At 60.9% G+C, this 4718-nt stretch carries 5 protein-coding genes; 2 read left to right on the top strand and 3 right to left on the bottom strand.

What is annotated here, in order from left to right:
- Positions 1-32: 32 nt before the first annotated feature.
- The 3 genes from dnaQ to HU811_RS25075 all read right to left on the bottom strand — a co-directional run bounded on the left by dnaQ (position 33) and on the right by HU811_RS25075 (position 2326).
- Positions 33-794, bottom strand: a complete 762-nt coding sequence (gene dnaQ / locus HU811_RS25085) for a DNA polymerase III subunit epsilon (protein WP_092396886.1) — start codon at positions 792-794, stop codon at positions 33-35.
- Positions 795-1025: 231 nt separating this feature from the next.
- Entirely contained in the window at positions 1026-1478 is a 453-nt protein-coding gene (gene rnhA / locus HU811_RS25080; RefSeq protein ID WP_058544565.1) for a ribonuclease HI, read from the bottom strand.
- 89 nt (positions 1479-1567) lie between these two features.
- Positions 1568-2326 carry a class I SAM-dependent methyltransferase gene (locus tag HU811_RS25075; RefSeq protein ID WP_047225765.1) on the bottom strand — a complete coding sequence of 253 codons (759 nt, stop codon included), beginning with the start codon at positions 2324-2326 and terminating at the stop codon, positions 1568-1570.
- Positions 2327-2391: 65 nt separating this feature from the next.
- On the opposite strand from HU811_RS25075, the gene gloB reads away from it, so the two are divergent.
- Both gloB and HU811_RS25065 read left to right on the top strand, forming a co-directional pair.
- Positions 2392-3159, top strand: a complete 768-nt coding sequence (gloB, locus tag HU811_RS25070) for a hydroxyacylglutathione hydrolase (protein ID WP_186658677.1) — start codon at positions 2392-2394, stop codon at positions 3157-3159.
- 99 nt (positions 3160-3258) lie between these two features.
- Complete coding sequence (locus HU811_RS25065; protein WP_092396883.1) at positions 3259-4689, top strand: transglycosylase SLT domain-containing protein; 1431 nt, start codon at positions 3259-3261, stop codon at positions 4687-4689.
- The last annotated feature ends 29 nt before the right edge of the window (positions 4690-4718 follow it).

The raw sequence follows: 4718 nt of genomic DNA, 5'->3' as shown, positions 1-4718 counted from the left end.
CTTCGCGAGCAAGCCCGCTCCCACAAGGGGCATCAGTTCGCTGCGGCCTGGGATTCGACCAATTGCGTCCACAATGCCGGAGCGCCAGCAGACTTGGCGATGGCTTCCAGACGTGCGGCATGTTCAGCCAGGTCGTTTTCGCTGGCGCGAAGGATCCGGCCTGGCGTGCGGTCAGTGGGCAAACGACGAATTTCCGAGGCTTGGTTACCCGAACCTTCACCCGTGCCATTGCCATCGGAGGCGTTGCCGGCCAGGGACAGGCTGGTCTGCCCGCCCGTCATGGTCAGGTAGACGTCGGCAAGAATCTCCGAGTCGAGCAAAGCGCCATGCAGCTCACGACCAGAGTTGTCGACCCCGTAGCGCTTGCACAAGGCATCGAGGCTGTTGCGCTGCCCCGGATGCCGCTCCCGCGCCATCATCAGGGTATCGAGGATGGTGCAGTGCCGGGTGATGTCGGCCCGGTCGTGCTGGCCCATCAGGGCAAATTCGTTGTTGATGAAACCAACGTCGAACGCCGCGTTATGGATGATCAGTTGCGCACCCTGGATGAACTCGAAGAATTCATCGGCCACTTCGGCGAAGCGCGGCTTGCCCACCAGGAATTCGTTAGTGATACCGTGGACGCCGATGGCGCCTTCATCACTTTCGCGGTCCGGTTGCAGGTAAACGTGGAAATGGCGACCGGTCAGGCGCCGGCCGATCAGCTCGACACAGCCGATTTCGATAATCCGGTGACCATCGGTCACCGGCATGCCGGTGGTTTCGGTATCCAGTACAACAGATCTGTTGGCCATCAGTGTTCAGCTCTCAACGGGCATGCTTGCAAAAGCGCGGATGTTAACACGCTCCGAGGGAGTTGCTGGCCGCAGCTTTGTGGCGAGGGGATTTATCCCCGCTGGGGCGCGAAGCGACCCCGTGCAAACTTCCTGACACACCGTGGTGTCTGGCTTTAGGGCTGCTTCGCAGCCCAACGGGGATAAATCCCCTCGCCACAAAGTGTGCATGCCCAACTGAACAGGGTTGCATCAGGCTTGCTTGTACCCCCGCACCTCATCCACCCCACGGTTGGCCAACTGGTCGGCCCGTTCGTTACCGTGATGGCCGATATGGCCGCGCACCCACTTCCAGGTGACGTTGTGGCGGTTGACCTGCTCGTCGAGCAGCTTCCACAGATCGGCATTCTTCACCGGCTCTTTCGCAGCGGTTTTCCAGCCACGCTTCTTCCAGTTGGCCATCCACTCATTGATGCCTTTCATCACATACTGCGAGTCGGTCACCAGCAATACGTCGCAGGGCCGCTTAAGCTCTTCCAAACCCCGAATAGCGCCCATCAGCTCCATGCGGTTGTTGGTGGTATTGGTTTCACCGCCCCAGAGTTCCTTCTCGACACCCTTGCATACCAGCAGCGCCCCCCAGCCACCCGGGCCGGGATTGCCCTTGCAGGCGCCGTCAGTGAAGAGTTCTACGCTATCGCTCATGCCAATCCATCCAGAAAAAAATGCAAAGGTCTGCCGGACGGGAACGACAATGCCCGCAACCGAAATGCCGCCAGACCATCAGAAAAGGGTTAAGGCTCGATGTGGCGACGATTGACCTTGGCCATCGGCAAGGGAATCAGCTTGCCCATCGGCTCGCGTCGCGCCTGACGAACCGGGCGCAGCCCGACCGCAATCTTGCGCGCCACCAATAAATAGAAGCCGCCGCCGGACAGTTGCCACTCACCGGCCTTGCGCTCCCAGCCGGCCAGACGGGCCTGCCACTTGGGCGACGCAAGCGGCGGACGATAGCATCCGAAGCGGCGTTTCTCCAGCGCGAAGCCCAGCAGGTTGAGCCAGTCACCGACCCTTGACGCCGAGATGCAGCGAGCCTGACGCAAAGCATCGTGTGCGAACACGTGACGCAACCCCCAGCTGCTCCAGGGATTGATGCCAATGATCAGCAGATGCCCGCCAGGGCGCACGCTGCTGGCGGCTTCGCGCAGCAACCCGTGCGGGGACAGGCAGAAATCCAGCCCGTGCTGCATCACCACCACGTCGGCGGCATGCTCGCTCAACGGCCAGGCCTGCTCTTCGCAAACGATCTCCACGCCGGGCAAGGGTGCCCCCAGGCGGACATTGCGCTGGACCTGCGGCGCCGACGGCGGTGTCTGCGCCGAAGGCCCGTAGTGCACCAGATAGCCACCAAAGAACCGGCCCAGCTCGTCTTCGAGCATGCGCCGCTCCTCTTCCAGCAAAAATTGCCCGACAGGGCCGGACAGCCACTCACGAGCGGCGCTGATCAACGCAAGCCAGTCGGGATCAGCCTGAGCGAACGCTTCATCAGTCATTGCATTCTCCAACGCGTCAGGAAGTTCTAAGATGCGCCTTTGTTTTCTGCTTGGCGAATTCCGCGATGATACAGATCAGTGCCCTGCCCGCGTTCACCGATAACTACATCTGGTTGTTACAGGACCACGCCACTCAACGCTGCGCCGTCGTCGACCCCGGCGACGCCACGCCGGTGCAGGAATGGCTCGACGCCCATCCAGGCTGGGTCCTGAGCGACATCCTGATCACCCACCATCATCACGATCATGTCGGCGGCGTCCAGGCACTGAAAAACGCGACACACGCCACCGTCTACGGCCCGGCCAGTGAGAACATCCCGGCGCGGGACGTGGCGCTGCAAGACAACGACCGGCTCAGCGTCCTCGGCTGGGACTTCGATGTCTACGCCGTACCCGGCCACACCCTGGGGCATATCGCGTATTACCATCATGGCCTGTTGTTCTGTGGCGACACCTTGTTCGCCGCCGGTTGCGGCCGGCTCTTCGAAGGCACGCCGGCACAAATGCATCAGTCCCTCAGCCGCCTGGCCTCTCTGCCTGAGGATACGCTGGTCTACTGCACCCATGAATACACCCTCAGCAATCTTAGATTCGCCGCGGCGGTAGAGCCCGGCAACCCGGACATAGCCGCGCGCCTGGAAAAAGTCAGCCAGCAACGTAACGCGGGCGTCATGACCCTGCCCTCGACCCTGGCACTTGAAAAGCTCACCAATCCGTTCCTGCGGACCGCTGAAACATCCGTTAAACAAAAAGCAGACGAACGGAATGGCCAGCGTAACGAGACGCCAAGTGAGGTTTTTGCGGCCTTGAGGGCATGGAAAGATAAGTTCTAAGGCCGCTGGCGTTTGATACAAAAATTCTGAAAGGTTGACCTGTTGGGGTGCGCTTCCTAGAATCGGCCGACATTTTTGCCCGGAACTTACTTCCAGCCAATGTCGTCATCTATACGTAAGTCCGTCCAGTCAGACACATTGACCCGCTTGGCTCAAGCTGTCGCAGTGGCTGTGTCCGCTACCCTGGCGGGCTGCCAGAGCACGAGCCAGGTGCCGCAGACCGATGTGGCGCACACGCCGAACATCGCCGCTCGCGCCAAACAGAAACCCATCTGGCTCACCGAAAAACCTGTCCCTCAAGTACCTCAGGACGTCTGGGAGCGTATGCGCCAGGGCTTCCAGCTGCAGGAAACCGCCGGCGTCAACCCGCGTATCGAACAGCAACGCCTGTGGTTCGCCAGCAATCCATCCTTTCTGGAGAACGCCGGCGAACGCGGCAGCCTGTACATTCATTACATCGTCGAACGCCTTGAAGAACGCAACATGCCCCTGGAGCTGGCGCTGCTGCCAGTGATCGAAAGCGCCTACAACCCCATGGCCTATTCCCGGGCCCATGCGGTGGGCCTGTGGCAGTTCATCCCGTCCACGGGGCGCTACTTCAACCTGCGCCAGACCCGCTTCTATGACGGGCGTCGCGACATCACGGCCTCTACCACGGCCGCGATGGATTACCTGACGCGCCTGCACGACATGTTCAACGGCGACTGGCTGTTGGCGCTGGCTGCCTACAACGCAGGCGAGGGAACGGTCAGCCGCGCCATCGAGCGCAACGAAAAACTTGGCCTGCCCACCGATTACTGGAACCTGCCGCTGCCCAGCGAAACCCAAGCCTATGTGCCGAAGTTACTGGCGTTGTCCCAGGTGGTGCTTGCCCCGGAGGCCTACGGGGTCAACCTCAACCCGATCGCCAACGAACCGTATTTCCAGGTCGTCGAGATCAACCAGCGCATGGACCTGTCCAAGGTCGCAGCGGTGGCCGACATCGACGAAGACGAGCTGTTCCAGCTCAACCCGGCGTTCAAGCAGCGCACCACCATCGATGGCCCGCAGCACCTGCTGGTGCCCACGTCCAAGGCCCAGTTGCTGACCGCCAGCCTGTCCACCATGCGTCCGGAAGAACTGATCAGCAAACGATCGCTCAAACCGGTTTTTGACTCAGCCGAAGAAAGCACGGTGGCGGGGGCCAAGCGCACCTACCGCGTCAAACGTGGCGATAACCTGGGGTTGATCGCCAAGGCCAACAACGTTCAGATCAAAGACCTGCAACGCTGGAACAGACTGAGCGGCAACAAACTCAAGATCGGCCAGACCCTGGTCATGCAGGACACCCGCAAACGCGTCAACACGGTAGTCGCTGCCAGCAGCAAGAATAAAAAGAAACAGACCCAGTACAAGGTCAAGCAAGGCGACTCGCTGTACGTGGTCGCCAAGCGCTTCAACGTGGAAATGCAGCACCTCAAGCGCTGGAATCCACGGGTAGGCAAGGCGCTGAAGCCCGGGCAGATGCTGACGGTTTACTCCCCGCACTGACTTGTGGCGAGGGAGCTTGCTCCCGCTGG

Origin of the sequence: Pseudomonas tehranensis (genome assembly GCF_014268615.1) — a bacterium.
Classification (GTDB): domain Bacteria; phylum Pseudomonadota; class Gammaproteobacteria; order Pseudomonadales; family Pseudomonadaceae; genus Aquipseudomonas; species Aquipseudomonas tehranensis.
This window is presented reverse-complemented; position numbering and strand designations above follow the sequence as displayed.